General features: G+C 69.4%; 16 protein-coding genes. 7 read left to right on the forward strand and 9 right to left on the reverse strand.

The genetic code is table 11. The features are described from left to right. Position 1 precedes the first annotated feature (1 nt). From CFB52_RS21625 to CFB52_RS21635, 3 genes are read right to left on the reverse strand one after another with little or no spacing between them, the layout of a single operon-like run. The gene (locus CFB52_RS21625) at positions 2-1,036 is read right to left on the reverse strand and encodes an ABC transporter substrate-binding protein (protein ID WP_060011325.1); all 1,035 of its coding nucleotides are present in this window, start codon (positions 1,034-1,036) and stop codon (positions 2-4) included. Between the two features lie 48 nt (positions 1,037-1,084). Continuing rightward, complete coding sequence (locus CFB52_RS21630) at positions 1,085-1,924, reverse strand: class II aldolase/adducin family protein (RefSeq protein WP_099317903.1); 840 nt, start codon at positions 1,922-1,924, stop codon at positions 1,085-1,087. Positions 1,925-1,946: 22 nt separating this feature from the next. Continuing rightward, positions 1,947-3,032 carry an LLM class flavin-dependent oxidoreductase gene (locus CFB52_RS21635; RefSeq protein ID WP_060011329.1) on the reverse strand — a complete coding sequence of 362 codons (1,086 nt, stop codon included), beginning with the start codon at positions 3,030-3,032 and terminating at the stop codon, positions 1,947-1,949. 260 nt (positions 3,033-3,292) lie between these two features. Between CFB52_RS21635 and CFB52_RS21640 the strand changes: the two genes are divergently transcribed. Continuing rightward, a complete protein-coding gene (locus CFB52_RS21640; RefSeq protein WP_099317390.1) occupies positions 3,293-4,651 on the forward strand; it encodes an acyl-CoA dehydrogenase family protein in 1,359 nt (452 codons plus the stop codon). 88 nt (positions 4,652-4,739) lie between these two features. Here the strand turns inward: CFB52_RS21640 and CFB52_RS21645 are convergent, their stop codons facing one another. Further along, positions 4,740-5,714 carry a LysR family transcriptional regulator gene (locus tag CFB52_RS21645; RefSeq protein WP_179231774.1) on the reverse strand — a complete coding sequence of 325 codons (975 nt, stop codon included), beginning with the start codon at positions 5,712-5,714 and terminating at the stop codon, positions 4,740-4,742. A 17-nt stretch (positions 5,715-5,731) separates the two neighbouring features. Here CFB52_RS21645 and CFB52_RS21650 point away from each other — a divergent pair, with 17 nt between their 5' ends. Both CFB52_RS21650 and CFB52_RS21655 read left to right on the forward strand, forming a co-directional pair. Next, on the forward strand, positions 5,732-6,298 hold the full coding sequence (locus CFB52_RS21650; protein WP_099317391.1) for a cysteine dioxygenase: 567 nt from the start codon (positions 5,732-5,734) through the stop codon (positions 6,296-6,298). Positions 6,299-6,403: 105 nt separating this feature from the next. After that, entirely contained in the window at positions 6,404-8,029 is a 1,626-nt protein-coding gene (locus tag CFB52_RS21655) for a rhodanese-related sulfurtransferase (protein ID WP_099317392.1), read from the forward strand. Between the two features lie 69 nt (positions 8,030-8,098). Here the strand turns inward: CFB52_RS21655 and CFB52_RS21660 are convergent, their stop codons facing one another. Further along, complete coding sequence (locus CFB52_RS21660) at positions 8,099-9,244, reverse strand: glycerophosphodiester phosphodiesterase (RefSeq protein WP_099317393.1); 1,146 nt, start codon at positions 9,242-9,244, stop codon at positions 8,099-8,101. A gap of 370 nt (positions 9,245-9,614) precedes the next feature. Here CFB52_RS21660 and CFB52_RS21665 point away from each other — a divergent pair, with 370 nt between their 5' ends. Both CFB52_RS21665 and CFB52_RS21670 read left to right on the forward strand, forming a co-directional pair. Then, positions 9,615-10,682 carry a phytoene/squalene synthase family protein gene (locus CFB52_RS21665; RefSeq protein WP_099317394.1) on the forward strand — a complete coding sequence of 356 codons (1,068 nt, stop codon included), beginning with the start codon at positions 9,615-9,617 and terminating at the stop codon, positions 10,680-10,682. Positions 10,683-11,168: 486 nt separating this feature from the next. Then, entirely contained in the window at positions 11,169-12,368 is a 1,200-nt protein-coding gene (locus CFB52_RS21670; protein ID WP_059574542.1) for a porin, read from the forward strand. A gap of 114 nt (positions 12,369-12,482) precedes the next feature. On the opposite strand, the gene CFB52_RS21675 is transcribed toward CFB52_RS21670, so the two are convergent. The 3 genes from CFB52_RS21675 to CFB52_RS21685 all read right to left on the reverse strand — a co-directional run bounded on the left by CFB52_RS21675 (position 12,483) and on the right by CFB52_RS21685 (position 14,931). Next, a complete protein-coding gene (locus CFB52_RS21675) occupies positions 12,483-12,902 on the reverse strand; it encodes a cupin domain-containing protein (protein WP_099317395.1) in 420 nt (139 codons plus the stop codon). A gap of 10 nt (positions 12,903-12,912) precedes the next feature. Next, positions 12,913-13,350 carry a carboxymuconolactone decarboxylase family protein gene (locus CFB52_RS21680; RefSeq protein ID WP_059574538.1) on the reverse strand — a complete coding sequence of 146 codons (438 nt, stop codon included), beginning with the start codon at positions 13,348-13,350 and terminating at the stop codon, positions 12,913-12,915. 96 nt (positions 13,351-13,446) lie between these two features. Then, positions 13,447-14,931: a PLP-dependent aminotransferase family protein gene (locus CFB52_RS21685; RefSeq protein WP_060011342.1), complete on the reverse strand. Its 1,485-nt coding sequence runs from the start codon at positions 14,929-14,931 to the stop codon at positions 13,447-13,449. A 165-nt stretch (positions 14,932-15,096) separates the two neighbouring features. Here CFB52_RS21685 and CFB52_RS21690 point away from each other — a divergent pair, with 165 nt between their 5' ends. Both CFB52_RS21690 and CFB52_RS21695 read left to right on the forward strand, forming a co-directional pair. Beyond that, positions 15,097-16,014 (forward strand): LysR family transcriptional regulator, encoded by a 918-nt coding sequence (locus CFB52_RS21690; protein WP_099317904.1) that lies wholly within the window; start codon positions 15,097-15,099, stop codon positions 16,012-16,014. Between the two features lie 122 nt (positions 16,015-16,136). Next, a complete protein-coding gene (locus tag CFB52_RS21695; protein WP_099317396.1) occupies positions 16,137-16,886 on the forward strand; it encodes an SDR family oxidoreductase in 750 nt (249 codons plus the stop codon). A 66-nt stretch (positions 16,887-16,952) separates the two neighbouring features. Here the strand turns inward: CFB52_RS21695 and CFB52_RS21700 are convergent, their stop codons facing one another. Next, on the reverse strand, positions 16,953-18,602 hold the full coding sequence (locus CFB52_RS21700) for a glycoside hydrolase family 32 protein (RefSeq protein ID WP_373680974.1): 1,650 nt from the start codon (positions 18,600-18,602) through the stop codon (positions 16,953-16,955). Between the last annotated feature and the right edge of the window lie 67 nt (positions 18,603-18,669).

Raw genomic sequence — 18,669 nt, forward strand, 5'->3', positions numbered from 1 at the left:
GTTACCCCAGTACGTTCGCATAGACCTGCTGCGCGAAGCGCTGCGGGTCCGTGCTCTTCTTCAGCACGCTGATGCGGCGGAAGTCGTCCGCATAGAACGCGATTTCCTGCTGCAGGTCGACGTTGGTCGGGTGGTGCGTGTAGGTGAGCGTCGCGTACAGCTTGCGCAGATCCTCGGGGCTGATCTTCGGCGAATACTTCGCGAACACCTTCGCGGCTTCGTTCGGGTTGTCGTGCGTGTACTCGGTGGCCTGCACGATCGAGCGCGCGAGCGCGGCGGCCGACGGCCGGTCGTTGCGCACGAGGTCGCCGCGCGCGCCGATCACGCAGCACACCTTGCGCGCGTATTCGCCGGACAGGTTGGTCGCGAGTTCGGTATACGCGCCGTTGCTGCGCTTTTCGAGCAGGTAGAGGTTCGGGTCGCCGTCGGCGATCGCGTGGATCTCGCCCTTGTCGACCGCGACGCCGAGCAGGTCGGCCGGATACTGACGCCACGTGATGTCGCGCTCCGGGTCGACACCGTTCTTCGCGAGCAGGATCGAGAAGAAGTGCTTGCCGGGCGCGGCCAGATCGCTGACGCCGACCGTCTTGCCCTTCAGCGCCTGCAGCGTCGTGACGCCGGCCGCCTTCGCGCCGAGCAGCCGCACGCAGCCGCCGTGCGAGCTGCCGATGATTTTCACGTCGAAGCCGGCTTCGAGCGGCTTCAGCCAGCGGTGGATCATCCCGACCGCCGCGTCGGCCTTGCCGGTCGCGATCGATTCGAGCAGTTGATCGGTCGAGCCGCTGTAGTTGATCAGCTCGACCTGCAGCCCGTTCTTCTCGAAGAAGCCGCGCTCCTGCGCGACGACGATCGGCGTCAGGCAGAACGCGTTCTGGTTCCACGCGAACGTGAGCTTCTTCAGCGGCGGCGCGGACCACGCGTGGCGGCCGAGCGTGATCGCCGGCACGGCGAGCGCGGCGGCGCCGGCCGCGCGCAGCAGCCGGCGGCGTTGGTCGTCGTGCGCGTCGTGGGGCGCGGGTGCGGTGGTTTGGGTCATGGTCTGGTCTCCGGTGTGGCGCAAGTCCGTTATTGGCGTGAACAGGCCCTAATCGAGCAGGTCGGGTTCGTCGGCGACGACGCGTGCGAACAGGCTGTCGAACGCATGCAGCGCGCCGTCGGGGCCGCCGATCTGGCCGTGCGTATGGCGCGCGGTGGCGTGATCGATCGGCCGCGGCGTGCCGGCCGCTTCGGCCAGCAATTGCGTGTGCGCGACGTTGTCGAGCGCGATGTACCACCACGCGGCGGCCTCGACCGTCGGGCCGGCCGTCAGGATCCCGTGGTTCTTCAGGATCACGCCCTTGTGCGTGGCGCCGTCCGGCTTCGCGAGCGCTTCGGCGATCCGCGCGCCTTCGCTGGTGTCGACGACCATCCCCGTGAAATCGTCGAACAGCGCGTGGTCTTCATAGAACACGCACGCGTCCTGCGTGAGCGGATCGAGCGGGCGGCCGAGCGTCGACCATGCCTTGCCGTAGGTCGAATGCGTGTGCGCGGCGGCGACCACATGCGGATGGGCTTCGTGGATCGCCGCATGGATCGCGAACGCGGCCTTGTTCAGCGGCCGCTGGCCGATCGCGGTTTCGCCGCGTGCGTTGACGAGCAGCAGGTCGGAGACCTTGATCTGCGAGAAATGCACGCCGAGCGGGTTCACCCAGAAATGATCGGGCAGCTCCGGATCGCGCGCGGTGATGTGGCCCGCGAGGCCCGCCGCGAAGCCGAAGCGCGCGAACAGGCGGAACGCGGCCGCGAGCCGCTCCTGCCGGTGGCGACGCTCGGCGGCGACGTCGAGGCGCGGCGCGGGCGGATCGAACCAGAAGTGCTGGCGCGGGGTGTCGGCGAGCACGAGGCCCGATGCGGTACGGTGGGGCGAGGACAGGACGGCGGACATGATCGCGTATGGCTCCGTTGGCTCAGGCGGCGCGGCGTGCCGCGTCGCGTGCGGCGACGGCGCCGCGCACACGCGGAATCAGTTCGCGGCCGTAGTCGATCGCGTCTTCCAGCGGATCGAAGCCGCGGATCAGGAACGTCGTCACGCCGAGGTCGTAATAGTCGAGCAGCGCGTCGGCGACCTGTTCGGGCGTGCCGACGAGCGCCGTCGAATTCGAGCGCGCGCCGGTGAGCTTCGCGATCTCGGTCCACAGCCGCTTGTCGACGCGTGAGCCGCGCTCGGCCGCGGCGAGCAGGCGGCGTGCGCCTTCGCTCTGCTGCGGGCCGCCGGCGCCGAGCCCGGCCGCTTCGCGCAGCCGGCGCGTTTCGTCGAGGATGCGGTGCGCACGCGCCCACGCTTCGTCCTCGGTCGCCGCGAGGATCGGGCGGAAGGATACGGAGAAGCGCACCTGGCGGCCGTGTTTCGCGGCTTCGGCGCGCACGCGCGTCGTCAGGTCGCGCACCTGGTCGAGCGATTCGCCCCACAGCGCGTACACGTCCGCGTGCTTGCCGGCCACCGCGAGCGCGGCTTCCGACGCGCCGCCGAAGTAGATCGGCACGTGCGGCTGCTGGAACGGCTTCACTTCCGAGAAACCCTGCTTGAACCGGTAATGCGCGCCGTCGTGATCGAACGGCTGCGCTTCCGTCCAGATTCGCCGCAGGATGCCGAGGTATTCGTCGGTGCGTGCATAGCGCGCGTCGTGATCGAGGAAATCGCCGTCGCGCTGCTGCTCGCTGTCCGAGCCGCCGGAGATGAAGTGCACGGCGAGCCGGCCGCGGCTGAACTGGTCGAGCGTCGCGATCTGCCGCGCGGCGAGCGTCGGCGCGGTGAAGCCGGGGCGATGCGCGAGCATGAAATGGATGCGCTCGGTCGCGGCCGCCGCGAACGCGATCGTCAGCGTCGCCGACGGGCCGGTCGAGTGATGCGGCACGAGAATCCGGTCGAAACCGGCCGTTTCGTGGGCGCGGGCAAAGTCGCGCACATAGTCGGGATCGACCACCGGGCCGGACGCCGGGTGGATTTCCGACTGCTTCTGGCTCTGGATCATGCCGATGAATTCGACGCTCATCTGGGTCTCCGGTGCAGGGATGTCCCGGCGCACGGCCGGGCAGGAATGGAGCGCAGGTTAACGCGGGGATCATGCGGAATGGAAATAATCAATCCCGATTTGAATATCAGATTTGCATGGTTTGGGGCCGTATGCGTTGCGCATACGCTGTGGGCTCGTGAATGATCGGGCGCGCGTCGGCGCTGTTTTCGCCTGCTGTTTTCGCCCGCCGTTTTCGTCGTTCCGCCGCCGTGTTCGACCTACCCAGGGAATCCGTTTCGATGTCCGCCAGCCTTGCCGTTTCCTCGCCGCCACCGCAACCCTCGCTGCGCCTGCTGCCCGCGGACGCCGCCAAGCCCGCCCACGCCGACGCCATCGACGAGACGGACGACGCGCGCCTTGCCGCGCTGCTCGAGCGTCTCGCCCCCGAACTCGCCGCCGATGCGGCCCGCAACGACGTCGACGGCCGCTTTCCGCACGAGAACTTCGCGCGACTGCATCGTGCCGGGCTGATCGCGCAGGTCGTGCCGCGCGAGCATGGCGGCGCCGGGGCGACGCTGGCGCGGGCGAGCCGGATCGTCGCGGCCGTCGCGCGGGCCGATCCGGCAACCGCGCTGGTGCTGACGATGACGTATCTGCAGCACCGCGCGCTCGGCCGCGCCGACAACCGCTGGCCCGCGCAGGCGCGGCGCGCGGTGTTCGACAGCGCGGTCGCGCACGGCGCGCTGATCAACGCGCTGCGCGTCGAGCCGGCGCTCGGCTCGCCGTCGCGCGGCGGGCTGCCGGCGACCCTCGCGCGCCGCGATGGCGACGGCTGGCGGCTGTCGGGCCACAAGCTCTACAGCACCGGGATTCCGGCGCTGCGCTGGCTGGCCGTGTGGGCGCGCACCGACGAACCGGCGCCGCGCGTCGGCGTGTTTCTCGTGCCGCGCGACCCCGCGGTGGACGGCGATCGCATCCGCGTGATCGAAAGCTGGAATCACCTCGGCCTGCGTGCGTCCGGCAGCCACGAAGTCGTGTTCGACGACGTGCCGCTGCCGGCCGACCATGCAGTCGACGTGCGCGCGCCGGACGCATGGGCCGTATCGGCCGCCACTCATGCGGATGCCGACGCGCAGGCGGACCAGCAGGCGTGGATGGTCGTGCTGCTCGGCAGCCTGTACGACGCGGTGGCGCGTGCGTCGCGCGACTGGCTCGTCGAATTCGCGACGACGCGTGCGCCGAGCGGGCTCGGCGCCCCGCTCGCGACGCTGCCGCGCGTGCAGGAGGCGGTCGGCGAAATCGAAGGCTGGCTGCACGCGAACCGTGTGCTGCTCGACGATCACATCGCGCGCACCGACGCCGGCAACGCGCCGTCGGTGACGACCAGCGGCCTCGTCAAGCGCACCGTGACCGAGCACGCGATCCGGACGGTCGAGCAAGCGCTGAAGTTGTCGGGCAATCACGGGCTGAGCCGCGGCAATCCGCTCGAGCGCCACTATCGCGACGTGCTGTGCAGCCGCGTGCATACACCGCAGGACGATGCGATCGCGGTGGCGGCGGGGCGGGCGGTGCTCGACGCGGCGACGCGCGGGCAGACGAATGCAGGGGCGGACGGGACGTCACGCAACGGGATCGAACGCGGTCGACGCGATGCGTGAGCCGGGTCAGGTTGCCGCGCACGGCAACGGCGCGGCGCGACGCAGGCGCCGCGCGGCTACCGAGGCTACCGCGGCCACCGAGGCTACGTTACGCGGCCTTGTCGTGCGATTGCTCGGGCAGCGCGAACGCCGTGCGCGCATGCGCGGCGACGGCCGCGAGCGGCGCGTCGAGGCGCGCGGCATCGTGCCGGCGCAGCAGCCACAGATCGATCTGCGGCTTGAAATCGGCGAGCGGCACGATATCGAGCGCGTCGCGCAGCGGGCTGCCTTCGACGAGCGGCAGCGGCATCAGCCCGAGGCCGAAGCCGTTGGCGACGCTCTGCAGTTGCAGGTCGCGGCCGTACGCATCGAGCGTGACCGGCATCGGCAGGCCCTGCGCGTCGAGCGCCCGCCGCAGGCCCGCACGAAAGCCGCAGCCGTCCGGGTTGAGCACCCAGCCGCGCGCGTGGCAATCGGCGAGCCGGTAGCTGCGGCGCGGCCAGTCGCCCTTGCGGCCGACCGCGACGAGCCGCGTGGCCAGCAAGCGTTCACCCTCGACCTGCGCCGGCAGCACCATCTCGCGCGCGAGGAAGACCAGCGCCGCATCGAGTTCGCGGCGGGCGATGCGGTCGACGAGCAGTCCGCCCCATGCGGTCGTGACCTGCGTCGCGAGCGCGGGCCACTGCGCGGCGAGATCCGCGATCAGCGCGGGCAGCATCAGTTCGCCGAGGCCCTGCGTGAGCCCGATCCTGAATTCACCGGCGGGCGGCTGCTGGCCGGCCGTCAGTTCGCGCAGCGCGTCGACCTCGCGCAGGATCGCGCGACACTGCTCGAACACCTGCCGGCCGATGTCGGTCGGGCGCGGCGGCTTCGTGTTGCGGTCGAGCAGCGTCACGCCGAGCGTTTCCTCGAGATTCTGGACGCGCCGCGTGATCGCGGGCTGCGTCATCCCGAGCTCGGCCGCGGCCTGGCTCAGGGTCTGGCAGCGGACGACCGCTGCAAAAGCGTCGATATCGCTAATTTTCATGTTTGTTCTGCATGGTCTTTCGGGTGCATCATGACGATCCATCATATTCGGCATCATATTCGAGGAGACGGCCGATGAGTACGCTTTCGTTGCAACAGACGCCGCTGCGTCCGTTCGTCGAGGGTCTGGATGCGCTGCTCGCGTCCGGCGCGAACGAGGCGCGCATTCTCGACGAGGGCGGCGCGCTGCTCGCCGCGCTCGTCGAGCACGACGACTGGTTGCCCGACGCATTCGCGCAGCCCGATCCCGAGCGTTACCGGCAGTACCTGCTGCATCTGGACCCGGACGAGCGCTTCTCGGTCGTCAGCTTCGTGTGGGGGCCGGGCCAGGCGACACCGATCCACGATCACACGGTGTGGGGGCTGATCGGGATGCTGCGCGGCGGCGAGTTCTCGCAGCCGTACCGGTTCGACGCGGCCGGCAGGCCGGTGCCCGCGGGCGACGCCGTGCGGTTGCGGCCGGGCGAGGTCGAGGCCGTGTCGCCGCGCATCGGCGACGTTCACCGCGTGACCAACGCATTTGCCGACCGCGTATCGATCAGCATCCACGTGTACGGCGCGAACATCGGCAAGGTCGAGCGCGCGGTGTACCTGGACGACGGTACCGTGAAGCCGTTCGTGTCGGGCTATTCGAATGCCTGACGCAACGCCCGCTCGCGCGGCCCGTGGCGGGCGCGCGGCGGCAGGGCCACGATCGAGCCGTTCCGTTTTCTTCACCGACTTCAACGTATTCAACCCAGAGACATCGTGACGCACTCCGCAGATTCCCTTTCCCGTTTCCCCGTCGCGTCGTACCAGGACGTACGCGCGCGCCTGCTTGCCCGCGACGAGATCGCGCTGATCGACGTACGCGAGGAAGATCCGTACGCGCAGGGCCATCCGCTGTGGGCCGCCAATTTTCCGTTGTCGAAGCTCGAACTCGACGCGTGGACGCGGATTCCGCGCCGCGACACGCCGATCGTCGTGTTCGGCGAAGCGGGTGGCGAGGATCTCGCGCCGCGCGCGGCCGCGACGCTCGCGCGGCTCGGCTACACCGACGTGCGGCTGCTCGACGGCGGCCTCGCCGGCTGGGTCGCCGCGGGCGGCGAACTGTTCATCGACGTGAACGTGCCGAGCAAGTCGTTCGGCGAATGGGTCGAGGCCGAGCGTCATACGCCGTCGCTGTCCGCGCAGGAGGTGCAGGCGCTGATCGACGCGAAAGCCGATGTCGTGATCGTCGACGCGCGCCGCTTCGACGAATACCAGACGATGAACATCCCGACGTCGACCAGCGTGCCGGGCGCGGAACTCGTGCTGCGCGTGCGCGCGCTCGCGCCGGACCCGCGCACGCAGGTGATCGTCAACTGCGCGGGCCGCACGCGCAGCATCATCGGCACGCAGTCGCTCGTCAACGCGGGGCTGCCGAACCCGGTCGCCGCGCTGCGCAACGGCACGATCGGCTGGACGCTGGCCGGCCAGACGCTCGAGCGCGGCGCCGCACGGCGCTTTCCGGACGAGATCGATGCGACGCAGCGCGCCGAAGCGCGTCGGGCCGCCCGCGCGGTGGCCGAGCGCGCCGGCGTGCCGCGCATCGCGCTGGCCGACGTCGCCGCGCTCGCCGAACCGGGCCGCACGCTGTACCGCTTCGACGTGCGCACGCCGGAGGAATACGAAGCCGGCCACCTGCCAGGCTTCCTGAGCACGCCGGGCGGCCAGCTCGTGCAGGAGACCGACCATCATGCGGCCGTGCGCGGCGCGCGGATCGTGCTGGCCGACGACGACGGCGTGCGCGCGGACATGACCGCGTCGTGGCTCGCTCAGATGGGCTGGGACGTGCGCGTGGTCGAGCCGGCCGGCGCCGCGGCATTCGTCGAGCGCGGCCAGCCGCCGCGCGACGTGCCCGCGACGCCGCCCGCGGCCGACGTGTCGCCCGCGACGCTCGCCGGCTGGCTGAAGGAGGCCGCGCCCGGCGAGCTCGCGATCGTCGACGTGACGGCCAGCGCGAACTACGTGAAGCGTCATGTGCCGGGCGCGTGGTTTGCCGTGCGTGCGCAGTTGCGCGACGCGCTGGCCGCGATTCCGCCCGCGAAGCGCTACGTGTTCACGTGCGGATCGAGCCTGCTCGCGCGGTTCGCGGCGGATGACGCCCGCGCGCTGCTGCCGGCGTCGGCCGAGATCCGCGTGCTGACCGGCGGCACGGCCGCGTGGATCGACGCCGGGCTGCCGCTGGAGAGCGGCGAGACCCGTCTTGCGTCGCCGCGCATCGACCGCTATCGGCGCCCGTACGAAGGCACCGACAACGCGGCCGCGGCGATGCAGGCGTATCTCGACTGGGAATACGGGCTGGTCGACCAGTTGAAGCGGGACGGCACGCACCACTTCAACGTGATCTGACCGACGCGGTGGAACCGGGCGCGGCACCTCGTGCGCGGCGCCCGGTCGCGTGCGGGTCGGCGCTTCGTGTCAGCGCTTGAACGTATCGACGGCCGTGCGGCCGACGGCCGGATCGTCGGTGAAGAAGCCGTCGATGCCCGCGCGCAGGTACGCCTGGATCTCGCGCACCGAGCCGGCCGTGTTGCGCGTGGCCGGCGTGCCGCCGTCCTTCAGCGATGCGGGCAGGAAGTTGTTTTCCGGGCGGAACGTGTACGGATGCACGACGAGGCCGGCCTCGTGCGCGTAGCGCACGAACGGCGTCGGCTGCTGCAGCGTGCCGTCCGCGGCGACCGCGATGATCGACGTCTTGTACGGGCCGACGCCGTTCGCATAGGTCGCGATCTCGCGCATGCCGTCGCGCGTCGACAGGTCGCCGTAGGTGCGCGTGTCGTTCGCCTTCACGAAGTCGTACGGGCGCTGACCGGCTTCGTCCATCAGCTGCACGAGCTGCCAGTTCGGTTGGCTTGACTTGATCCGGTTGCGGATCGCTTTCAGGTTCGCGACTTCGAACGACTGGATGTAGACGGTCGCCGTGCGCGACGTGTATGAATCCTTCAGCAGCGCGTCGACGAGGCGATCCTCGAGCGGCAGGCCGATCGACTGGAAGTAGGTCGGATGCTTGGTTTCCGGGTACAGATGGATCGTGCGGCCTGTCTGCGCGGACATCTGCTTCGCGAGCGCGACGATCTCGTCGAACGTCGGAATCTCGAACTGGTCGTTGTAGGCCGTATTCGCGGGGCGCACCTGCGGAATGCGCTCGCGCGCCCGCAGCGTCTTCAGCTCCGCGAGCGTGAAATCCTCGGTGAACCAGCCGGTCAACTGCGCGCCGTCGATCGTCTTGGTCGCCTTGCGGCTTGCGAACTGCGGCAGCGTCGACACGTTCGTCGTGCCCGAGATCTCGTTCTCGTGGCGCGCGACGAGAACGCCGTCGCGCGTCGACACGAGGTCGGGCTCGATCACGTCCGCGCCGTCCTCGATCGCCTTGCGATACGACGCGAGCGTGTGTTCGGGGCGCAGCGCGCTCGCGCCGCGATGGCCGACCACCTGGACCTTCGCGGAGATCGGCTGCGTGGGATCGCGCGTCAGGGCGTCGTCGCCGCCGCACGCAGCGAGCAGGAGCGCGGCGGCGCAGGCGAACGGGGCATAGCGCAGGGAGGTCGGGCGCTTGAGGAGCATGTCGTTGAACCTTCGAAACGGAGTCGGAAAGGGCGCTCGAGTCGGCGGCCCGGCGGGAAGCCGGGCAGAACGGAATCGAACGGTGCGCGATCGTCGCATCGAATAATTACATATGTATTACTTGGACCTTTCCGTTCTGTTTTGAAGGGGCGACGGGCGCGGCAGCGCGAGCGACGGCAGCCTTGCGCACATCGCATTCCGGCCGTCACAGCGAACCCGCGCGCCGGATGCACTAAACTTGCGGGAATTTTGCATCGCCGCACCGGGGCCGACGCCCGCCGCGCGCGACGATGCGGCGACTCGCGGGCCGGCGCGGGCGCCCGGCGCCCGTGTGCGCCCGGGGCCCGCGCCGGCCGATTTTTCCCGACTCATGACGACCCATACCGATCCTGCCTATCTGCTCGGCGACCTGCTGAAGAACGTATCCCGCTCCTTCTACCTGACGCTGCGCGTGCTGCCCGACGGCATGCGCGACCCGGTCGGCCTTGCGTATCTGCTTGCACGCGCGGCCGATACGATCGCCGACACGGCGCTCGTCGCGCCTGACCGGCGCGCGGCGCTGCTGACCGACCTGCGCGACGACATCGAGCGTCTCGGCGACGGTGCGGCGCTGTCGCGTTCGCTCGAGGACGTGACGCGGATGCAGACCGATTCGCACGAACACCTGCTGCTCGGTTCGATGGAACCGATGCTCGCGCTGCTGCGCGCGCAGCCGGAGGTCGATCGCGCGTCGATCCGCAAGGTCGTCGCGACGCTCACCGCGGGGATGGAATTCGACCTGCGCACGTTTCCGGACGAGCGGTCGGGGCAGGTCGCATCGCTGCCCACGCGCGGCGAACTCGACCGCTACACGTACCTCGTCGCCGGCTGCGTCGGCGAATTCTGGACCGACATGACGGGCGCGCACACGCGCGCCGCGCGCGGCTGGGATCTGCCGGACATGCGCGAGAAGGGCATCCGTTTCGGCAAGGCGCTGCAGATGACGAACATCCTGCGCGATTGCGCGAAGGACCTGCGCATCGGCCGCTGCTACCTGCCCGACGACGTGCTGCGCGCGCACGGGCTCGTCGTGGCCGACCTGATGCAGCCCGATGCGTCGGCGCGCGCGCGCGGCGTGCTGGTCGACCTGCTGCGCGGCGCGCTCGACCAGTATCGCGACGCATGCCTGTATACGCTCGCGATCCCGCGCCGTTTCGTGCGGCTTCGGCTCGCCTGCCTGTGGCCGATCATGATCGGCCTCGAAACGCTCGAACTGCTGGCCGGCCACGCTGCGTGGCTCGACCCGGCGCAGCCGGCCAAGGTGCCGAGAAAGCGCGTCTACCGGATCATGGCGGCGTCGCTCGCGCTGGTCGGTTCGAACACGGCGATCCGCGCGCGCCTGAGCGCGCTCGCCGACGCCGTGACCGCGCGGCTCGCGCGCCCCGCGTCGCAGCACTGAAGCGCGTCGGTGCGACCGGCGCCGGCATCGCCTCCCGGCCCGCGCTCGCCGGGCCGTTCCCGTCCGATCTCCCGTGCCCCGTGCACGGACAAAAACGTTTTCATGATTTCGTGTCTCGAAATGTGGGTGTCACGAACGTCGGCGATCCTGCGCGGCGGCGTGAATCGCGGCGTCAGCTTCGATCGCGCATTTGTAAGATGTTTGGTTGCCGAAGGCGTCTGACGACATCGGACGGTCGCGTTGCACCCGTAAAAATGTAAAGCTAGGGTTTTCACCGGCAAATGCCGGAAAGGCCCGCCGCACAAGCATTTCGAGCTGTTATGTAACCGTTTGGTGAACGCCCGCGTTGCGTCGATCATACGATGACCGACTGCACATGTTGGGAAACAATTGGTAATCCGTCAGAATCGCGTCGGCATGTACTCGCACATGTGTCGGTCACAAAACCACACCAGAAAAGAAACATTCTTTGAGGACGGAGAATCAATGAAAAAGCGCGTCGCTTTCGCCATGACGGCAGTGGGTCTCGCAGCCGCTACCGCCGCCCACGCCCAGAGCAGCGTGACCCTGTACGGTATCGTCGACAACGGCCTGGCATACCAGAACAACGCGGCCCCGTCGACGGGTGCGACGACCGGCGGTCACTCGAAGGTATCGATGTCCACCGGCGTATGGGCAGGCAGCCGCTTCGGCCTGAAGGGCAGCGAAGATCTCGGCGGCGGCACGAAGGCGATCTTCCAGTTGGAAGCAGGCGTGAACTCGGCGACCGGCGCGTCGCAATGGGCAGGCGGCATCTTCACCCGCCAGGCATGGGTCGGTATGACGAACCAGGCGTACGGTACGCTGACGGCCGGCCGTCAGTACACGGCGTACTACACGCTGCTGTCGCCGTACAGCCCGACGACGTGGCTGACGGGCGCATACGGCGCGCACCCGGGCGATATCGACTCGCTGGATACCAGCTACCGCGCGAACAACTCGCTCGTCTACATGTCGCCGAAGTTCTACGGCTTCACGGTCGGCGGTTCGTACTCGTTCGGCGGCGTGCCGGGCAGCGTCAACCGCGGCTCGACGTGGAGCGCGGCGGTCCAGTACCTGAACGGCCCGGCAGGCATCGCGGTCGGCTATCAGAAGGTCAACAACTCGACGCTCGGCGGCGGCGTGTGGGGCGACAACTCGACGGTCACGAGCGGCGGCCAGCCGGCGGTGTCGGCGCTCAATGCCGGTTATCAGACGGCGCAGTCGCAGCAGCGCATCGGCGTGACGGCCGGTTACCAGTTCACGCCGGCGTGGGATGTGTCGGCGTCGTACACGAACGTCAAGTACACGCCGGGCGTGGGTTCGGTGTTCCGCAACAGCGCGATCTTCAACACGGCCGGCGCCGTGCTGCACTGGAAGGCAGCGGCTCAGTGGGACTTCGCGGTGGGCTACTCGTACACGGCGGCGACGCAGTCGAACGGCATCACGAGCGCGGCCAAGTACCATCAGGTCACGCTGTCGCAGTACTACAGCCTGTCGAAGCGCACGGGCCTGTACGCACTCGAGGCTTATCAGCACGCGTCGGGCAATACGCTGAGCAAGACTGGCACCATTCAGGCAGCAACGACGCAGATCGGCGACGGCGTGGCGGCAGGTTCGAAGCAGAACCAGATCGCTGTTGGCGTCGGCATGATCCACCGCTTCTAAACGTCGCGCGGCGCGCGAGCGCCGCTCACGGCGTGCGGTATGAAAAAACCGGCTTTCGAGCCGGTTTTTTCGTTTACGTCGCGAGCATTCGCCCGATTCGCCAGATTCTCCGGATCACTGATCGATCGGCGATTTCAGCGGCTGATGCTCGCCCGTCAGCCCGAACACGACGAGTTGCGCGGGCTCGGTCGCGCTCGCGTTGCGCGATACCTGATGGCGCGAGCCGGGCGGCTCGTACCAGCCATCGCCGGCGCGATAGCGGCGCAGCGGGCCGCCGTTCACCTGCGACAGCACTTCGCCTTTCGACACGACCGCGAACACCGAGCCGAGATGCCGGTGCGCGTCGGACGCCTGACCGGGCGCATAGTCGACCGTCGCGACGACGACGAGCTTGCCGGGCGCTTCGGGCACGGCCTGCTGCATGATCGCGTGCACGCTGTCGCCGGCGTCGTGCGCGTGGGCGGCGGCCGGCAGTGCCGCCGCGAGCACGAGCCCGATGTACGGCGCGATGCGATGGAGCGGGGAGCGGATCATCGTCGCCGCCTTACTCGGGCATCTTGCGGAACGCGATCGCGAAGCGGTTCCACGAGTTGATCGTCGCGATCAGCATCGACAGGTCGAACAGCTCCTCGTCGGTGAAATGCGGCTTCACGGCTTCCCAGACGGCGTCGGGCACGTGGTTGCCGGCCACCAGCGTCAGCGCCTCGGTCCATTCCAGCGCCGCGCGTTCGCGCTCGGTGAAGAACGGCGTTTCGCGCCACGTGACGACGGTCGCGAGACGGCGGTCGGTTTCGCCGCCCTTGCGTGCGTCGCTCGTATGCATGTCGACGCAGAACGCGCAGCCGTTGATCTGCGACGCACGCAGACGGACGAGTTCGGCGAGCGGCTTCTCGATCGAGCACTTCGCGAGGAATTCCTCGGCGTTGCGCATCACCTTGATCGCATTCGGGCTGGCGGCATAGAAGTTCAGGCGCGGTTGCATGGCAGGTCCTTTTCGGTTGGGTAGCGCCGGGGTGGCGCGACAGGACCCACTTTAGGACGCGTACTGGCCTGCTTGAATAGCCAATTCCGTGGAAATTCAGGTAACCAGTGGCGGCCCGCCTGCGATGCCGGCTTCCAGCAGCCGGGCCAGCTTCGCGAGCGCCGTGTCGATGCGCAGCGCGTCGATCCCGCCATAGCCGAACAGCAGCCCGGCACGCACCGGCACGTCCGCGTGGAACGCGGAGATTCCGTACAGGCCGATGTCCTGCGCCCGCGCCGCGCGGACCAGCGCCGCTTCGTCGAGCCCCGGCTTCAGGTGCGCGGCGAGATGGATGCCGGCGGTCGGCACGATCGCGTCGAACCACGGCGCGAGTTCGCCGCGCAGGTGCGCGATCAGCACCTTGCGCCGCGCGTCGTAGTGCTTCTGCACGCGTTTCAGGTGCCGCGCGAAATCGCCATCGTGCATGAAGCGCGCGAGCGCCGCCTGCGTCAGCGTGCACGTGTGCCAGTCGACGATCTGCTTCGCCTTGGCCAGCGCGCCGCGCAGCGCGCGCGGCGGAATCGCGTAGCCGATCCGCAGCTCGGGAAAGATCGTCTTCGAGAACGTGCCGACGTACGCGACGAGGCCCGTGCGGTCGAGGCTCTTCAGCGATTCGACCGGGCGGCCTTCGAAGCGGAATTCGCCATCGTAGTCGTCCTCGATGATCACCGCGCGGCGGCGCTGCGCCCATTCGAGCAGCGCGACGCGGCGGTCGAGCGTCATCGGCATGCCGAGCGGGAACTGGTGCGACGGCGTCACGTAGACGAGCCGTGCGTCGTCCGGCAGCCGTTCCGTGACGAGGCCGTGCGCGTCCACCGGCACGCCGGTCACCGTCGCACCGAGCGACGCGAACGCGGCGCGCGCGGGCGGATAGCCTGGATCCTCGACCGCGACGACGTCGCCCGGCCGCACGACCACGCGCGCGATCAGGTCGAGCGCCTGTTGCGCGCCTTGCGTGACGAGCACGTCGTCCCAGCTGCATGCGACCGCGCGGCTGAATCCGACGTAGCGCGCGATCGCGCCGCGCAACTGCGGGTCGCCGGCCGGGTCGTGGTACTGGCCGGGGCCGCGCGCCTGCTGGCGCAGCGCGTGATGCAGGCAGCGCCGCCATGCGTCGAACGGGAACAGCGTCTTGTCGGTCACGCCGCCGCGAAAGTCGAAGCCGGGCGAATCGTGCGGCGCGGGCATCGCGAGCGCGTCCGGCAGGTCGTTCCACAGCGCGCGCGCATCGACCGCGTCGATGCGCGGCATCTCGTCGACGATCGACGGCGCCGACGCGGCCGCGGCGTGCGGCACGCGCGCGAGGCCGTCCGCAACGAACGTGCCGTCGCCGGCGCGCGTATTCAGGTAACCCTCGGCCACCAGGCGCTCGAACGCGTCGAGCGTCGTCTTGCGCGACACGCCGAGCTGTTTCGCGAGGTCGCGCGTCGACGGCAGCCGCGCGCCGGCTTCGAGACGCCCGTCGACGATCGCGGTGCGCAGTTGCCGGAAGATTTGCCCCGTCAGGTCGTGACGGCCTTCGATGCGGATCGCGATGTCCATCGCAGTGGTTACCTCGATTCGTGTCATTTCGCCTCGGCCAGCATACCGGAAGTCGAGCGCGCCGGCGGCGGTTCGTGGCTCGTGGCCGCGGCCGCCATCGCGCGATTGGACCGCCGTGCGCTGCTGCCTTACGATCCACGACAAACCTCACCGCGGAGCGACCTCATGCTGTCCGAAGACGAACTGGCGCTGCTCGACGCGATCCGCGCCACCGGCAGCCTGTCGCGTGCCGCCGCGCGGCTCGGCAAGGCGTCGTCGACGGTGTCGCACGCGGCGCGCCAGCTCGAAACGCGCTTCGACGCGCTGCTGTTCGACCGGCGCGGCTACCGGCTGCAGCTCACGCCGGCCGGACAATTGCTGGCCGACGAGGCGGCGCGGCTCGCGCTCGACGTCGCCCGGCTGACGCAGCGCGTGCGGCAGGTCGCGAGCGGCTGGGAGGACCGGCTGTGGATCGTCAGCGACGAGGTGCTGGAGTTCGATACGCTCGTGCCGGTCGTCCGCGCCTTCGATGCGCTCGATTCGGGCGTGTCGCTGCGTTTCACGCACGAGGTGCTCGGCGGGACCTGGGAAGCGTTGCGCGACGGCCGCGCGGATCTGGTCGTCGGTGCGACCAACGAGCCGCCGGCCATTCCGGGCCTCAAGTGGTTCGAACTCGGCGCGATGGAGTGGGTGTTCGCGGTGTCGCCGCGCCATCCGCTGGCGTCCGCGCGCGGCCCGCTGACGCGCGACGCGATCGGTGCGCACCGCTCGGTCGTCGTCGCCGATTCGTCGCGGCGCGCGGCCGGCCGCGCGTATGGCCTGCTCGGCGGGCAGGCCGTGCTCGCGGTGCCGTCGATGCGCGCGAAGATCCTCGCGCAGCGCGATGCGCTCGGCGTCGGCTGGGTGCCGCGCCGGCGCGTCGCGTCGCTGCTCGCGCGCGGCGAACTGGTCGAGAAGCAGACGGCCGATCCGCGCGAGCCGAATCTGTTGTACGTCGCGTGGCACGGCGATCGCGACGGCCGCGCACTGCAATGGTGGCTGGAGCAATTGCGCGAGCCGAGACTCGCACGGCGGCTGCTCGACGGGATCGACGTGGTCGGCTGAACGCGCCCGCGCGAACATGTTCGACGTTTTCGAACATGTTCGTCGCGCCCGTCGTACGGCAAGGCCGGGCGCCGCGCGCATCCTGTGTTCACGGTCAACTCACCGGTTCACAGGAGAACATCATGCAACGCTTCGAAGGAAAGACGGTCCTCGTCACGGGCGGCAACAGCGGCATCGGCCTGGCGGCCGCCCGGGCATTCGCGTCCGAAGGCGCGCGGGTCGTCATCACCGGGCGCGACGCCCAGACGTTGGAAGCCGCCCGCCAAACGCTCGGCGAAGGGGCGCTCGCGATTCGCAACGAAGCCGGCAGCGTCGCGTCGGCCCGCGCGCTGGCCGATGCGCTCGCCACCGCCGGCGTGCGGCTCGACGCCGTATTCGTCAACGCGGGCGTCGCGAAACTCGCGCCGTTCGCCGACAGCGACGAAGCGATGTGGGATCTCGTGTTCAACACCAACGTGAAGGGCGCGTATTTCCAGATCCAGTCGCTCGTGCCGCTGCTGAACCGCGGCGCCTCGATCGTGATCAACGGCTCGATCAACGCGCATGTCGGGATGCCCGGCTCGTCGGTGTACGCGGCGAGCAAGGCGGCCGTCAATTCGTTCGCGAAGACGCTGTCGACGGAACTGCTGCCGCACGGCGTGCGCGTGAACGTGGTGAGCCCCGGGCCCGTGCAGACGCCGCTGTACGGCAAGCTCGGGCTCGATGCGGCGGCGCTCGACGAGACGGCCGAGAAAATCAAGGGCCTCGTGCCGATCGGCCGCTTCGGCACGCCGGATGAAATCGCGTCGACGGTGCTGCACCTGAGCGCGCCGGAATCCGCGTTCATCGTCGGTGCGGAAATCATCGCGTCGGGCGGGATGGGGTTGCTCTGACGAGCCAGATGGGCGGGGACCGTCGCCGGCGATGCGATGCCGGACGCGCGGCCCCGTCACCCGCACCTATCGGGACGCACAGGCGCCACGTGTATCGTCGCCGGCTTTCAGCTGCGTCACCGTCAATCCCGAGAACGTCGCGCGGCCGTGCTCGGCGAACACGGCCACGCGGTCCGCCTCGAGCGGCGGAAAGATCAGGTCGGTCAGCGCCACGCGGCCGCCGTTCGCGAATACTTCGACCGACCCGCGATCGACGACGATTTCGAGCCGCAGTTGCCCATGCTCGAGCGGCAGATCGACGATGTGCTCGCGGCTGAACGTGCCGGCGAAATTCGTGTCGCCGGATTGCGACCGGTCGAGCGTCAGCGTGCGCTTCGTCGTGTCGTACACGATCCGCGTGCCGGTCGCGCCGTCGGCCGAGCGCCGGACGATCAGGCCCGCGCGCGCCGCATGCCGAGGCGAGATCGTCACCGTGATGCGCTGGACGACGCCGCGCGTCGCGGCCGACAGCACCCGCGTCGCGGAGTCGACCGTGACGTCGCCTTCGTGCACGGCGGGGCGGCTGTCGGCCCATGCGTCGAAGGCGGCGGCTGGCGCGACGACGAGGGTCGGCTCGCCGCCGATCGTCTTCAGCGACAGCTCGCGCGGCAGCGTGGTCGCGCCGCGCCACGGGGCGGTCGGCGCTTTCGCCGCGTAATCCCAGTTGCTCATCCATGCGATCGCGACCGGCCGGGCGCCGGGCGCGCCGGAGAACGTGCCGGCCGCATAAAAATCGGCGCCGTGATCGACCCAGCGGAATTGCGCGGGATCCGAGCCGGCCGGCGCGACGCGGTCGGGCACGAACGTGCGGCCGTCGAAGTTGCCGACGAAATACATCGCGCCGGAACCGCCGGCGATCGACCACGGGTTGACGTTGACGATCATCACCCATTTGATTCGCTCAGGATCGTCGTCGAGCGGCAGCGGTACGAGATCCGGCATTTCCCACAGCGCGCCCGCATGCGGCACGTCGGGCAGCGTGAAGTCGCTCAGGAACGACCAGTGGATCAGGTCGTCGGAACGATAGAGCTTCACGACGTGCGCGTCGGCGACGACCGTCGTCATCAACCAGTAGCCACCCGGCGCATACCACGACACTTTCGGATCACGAAATTGCTTCGATTCCGGATCGAGCGTCAGCACCGGATTGTGCGCATACGGCTGCCAGGTCGCGCCCCGATCGAGGCTGTACGCGAGCGACTGCGCCTGTATGCCGGGTGCGTGACCCGAGCCGGGCTTGTAGACGCTCGTGTAAAGCGCGACGAGCGGCGCGTGGCCCGGTGTGCCGAGGCCGGACGTATTCAGCGTATCGGCGACGATCGAGCCCGAGAAGATTTCCTCGGTGGCGTTCGCGCGCATCGCGACCGGCTGCTCGCGCCAGTGGACGAGATCGGTGCTGGTCGCATGGCCCCACGACATGTTGCCCCAGTCGTTGCCGAGCGGGTTGTACTGATAGAACAGGTGATAGCGGCCGTTCTCGTACACGAGCCCGTTGGGATCGTTCATCCAGTTGCGCTGCGGCGTGTAGTGGAGGGCCGGGCGCCATTGCGGCGTGCCGTTTTCGGCCGGCGCGCCGCAGGGTGCGGCGGCGGCGGCATGCGTGCAGGCGGCCGCGGCAAGCAGCAGCGCGGCGAAATGGACGGAAAGGCCGGAAGGGCCGGAAAGGCCGAACAACATTGATCTCATGCGTGATCCGGTGCTCCGTCGGGCGAAGCGGGAAAGGAGGGCGAATGCCGCTGCAACG

It is taken from the genome of Burkholderia sp. AU18528 (assembly GCF_002223215.2).
GTDB classification, from domain to species: Bacteria; Pseudomonadota; Gammaproteobacteria; order Burkholderiales; family Burkholderiaceae; genus Burkholderia; species Burkholderia semiarida.

Excerpts from the sequence above, each read along its gene's own strand:
- CFB52_RS21625 (WP_060011325.1), bottom strand. The coding sequence starts at position 1,036 with ATGACCCAAACCACCGCACCCGCGCCCCACGACGCGCACGACGACCAA.
- CFB52_RS21630 (WP_099317903.1), bottom strand. The coding sequence starts at position 1,924 with ATGTCCGCCGTCCTGTCCTCGCCCCACCGTACCGCATCGGGCCTCGTG.
- CFB52_RS21635 (WP_060011329.1), bottom strand. The coding sequence starts at position 3,032 with ATGAGCGTCGAATTCATCGGCATGATCCAGAGCCAGAAGCAGTCGGAA.
- CFB52_RS21640 (WP_099317390.1), top strand. The coding sequence starts at position 3,293 with ATGTCCGCCAGCCTTGCCGTTTCCTCGCCGCCACCGCAACCCTCGCTG.
- CFB52_RS21645 (WP_179231774.1), bottom strand. The coding sequence starts at position 5,714 with ATGATGCCGAATATGATGGATCGTCATGATGCACCCGAAAGACCATGC.
- CFB52_RS21650 (WP_099317391.1), top strand. The coding sequence starts at position 5,732 with ATGAGTACGCTTTCGTTGCAACAGACGCCGCTGCGTCCGTTCGTCGAG.
- CFB52_RS21660 (WP_099317393.1), bottom strand. The coding sequence starts at position 9,244 with ATGCTCCTCAAGCGCCCGACCTCCCTGCGCTATGCCCCGTTCGCCTGC.
- CFB52_RS21665 (WP_099317394.1), top strand. The coding sequence starts at position 9,615 with ATGACGACCCATACCGATCCTGCCTATCTGCTCGGCGACCTGCTGAAG.
- CFB52_RS21670 (WP_059574542.1), top strand. The coding sequence starts at position 11,169 with ATGAAAAAGCGCGTCGCTTTCGCCATGACGGCAGTGGGTCTCGCAGCC.
- CFB52_RS21675 (WP_099317395.1), bottom strand. The coding sequence starts at position 12,902 with ATGATCCGCTCCCCGCTCCATCGCATCGCGCCGTACATCGGGCTCGTG.
- CFB52_RS21680 (WP_059574538.1), bottom strand. The coding sequence starts at position 13,350 with ATGCAACCGCGCCTGAACTTCTATGCCGCCAGCCCGAATGCGATCAAG.
- CFB52_RS21685 (WP_060011342.1), bottom strand. The coding sequence starts at position 14,931 with ATGGACATCGCGATCCGCATCGAAGGCCGTCACGACCTGACGGGGCAA.
- CFB52_RS21690 (WP_099317904.1), top strand. The coding sequence starts at position 15,097 with ATGCTGTCCGAAGACGAACTGGCGCTGCTCGACGCGATCCGCGCCACC.
- CFB52_RS21695 (WP_099317396.1), top strand. The coding sequence starts at position 16,137 with ATGCAACGCTTCGAAGGAAAGACGGTCCTCGTCACGGGCGGCAACAGC.
- CFB52_RS21700 (WP_373680974.1), bottom strand. The coding sequence starts at position 18,602 with ATGTTGTTCGGCCTTTCCGGCCCTTCCGGCCTTTCCGTCCATTTCGCC.